Annotated in this window: 1 tRNA gene and 1 pseudogene; both read right to left on the minus strand. The window is 39.1% G+C overall.

Annotation, left to right across the window (positions count from 1 at the left end):
- Positions 1 to 323 (minus strand): annotated as a pseudogene (locus C5S62_RS04480) (hypothetical protein); the annotation flags it as partial.
- 132 nt (positions 324 to 455) lie between these two features.
- Positions 456 to 527: transfer RNA gene (locus tag C5S62_RS04485), tRNA-Gln, on the minus strand.
- Between the last annotated feature and the right edge of the window lie 562 nt (positions 528 to 1089).

Here is a 1089-nt window from a genome sequence, read left to right on the forward strand (position 1 = left end):
TAACATTTCAGCTCTCGAATTTTAACAAATGCACCGGAATTTCGGCTTGACCCCAGAAAAGTTCCCAAACCGCTCCTCTGAGCATCGGGATGTACAAAAAGCATTTCAATCATGTCACAACTTAACCCAATGAAGGCCACAATTCTTCCGCCACGCCGCACGACATATAAATCGACAGCCGCCAAATACTCCTCACGTATCTTTTTACGATAAAACAGTATGTCGCTTTCCTTTAAAAAGCCATGAGAGCCACGTACCGAAGCCTCCCATACTTCCAACACTTCTTCAAAATCAGCCTTTACGGCTGGCTCTATCATATTCATATCCTATTGATTTTCAAATATTCCTCTTAATAAATCCCCCAAAGGCATAAAGCATCCACTCATCTCCATTTAATTATTATCAACAAAAAACAGCGGCAACAACTTGTAATTAAGTTTGTTACCGCATTTTCGTTGGGGTACCCGGACTCGAACCAGGAAAGACAGGACCAGAATCTGTAGTGTTGCCAATTACACCATACCCCAAACTTTAAATGTTAACCAAAACACCGTTTCTGATTAACGGGTGCAAAGATACAAACATTATTTAGAACTTCCAAATTTTTCAATATTTATTTTTACTGTTTTTTATTTCATCTTCCATCAGGCCACCATAACCACCCTACGATCTACAAATTTCCGCTTCCAGCAGCCACCGCTACAAGAGTGGCATTCCATTCCAATATAATATACAATCACTGCCACTTCCCCTCGAAGCAACACCATATATTCCCCTCAACACGACTCCCATTCCGGCACAAATCAATCTTTTTTGAGCAATAACCGGAATACCTGCGATTTAACGTTTTTAACCTTCAATTACATTTCCAAGTGTAAAAAAATAGATTCAATGTCATGAAAACAGAAAAGTCCTTATCGGATTTTTAACACGAATACTTGAAATTTGAATTGGAATACGGGGAATTTTCGAAAAAATACGGTAAAAATCTGTTCAAAAAGACCTGAAAAACACAGAAAAAGCGGGACTTCCTACATGAATGTCCCGCTCCGCTGTTACAAAGATACAACATTTTACGGAGGAAAGCAA

This window comes from Prevotella sp. MGM2 (assembly GCF_002933955.1).
Lineage (GTDB): Bacteria > Bacteroidota > Bacteroidia > Bacteroidales > Bacteroidaceae > Alloprevotella.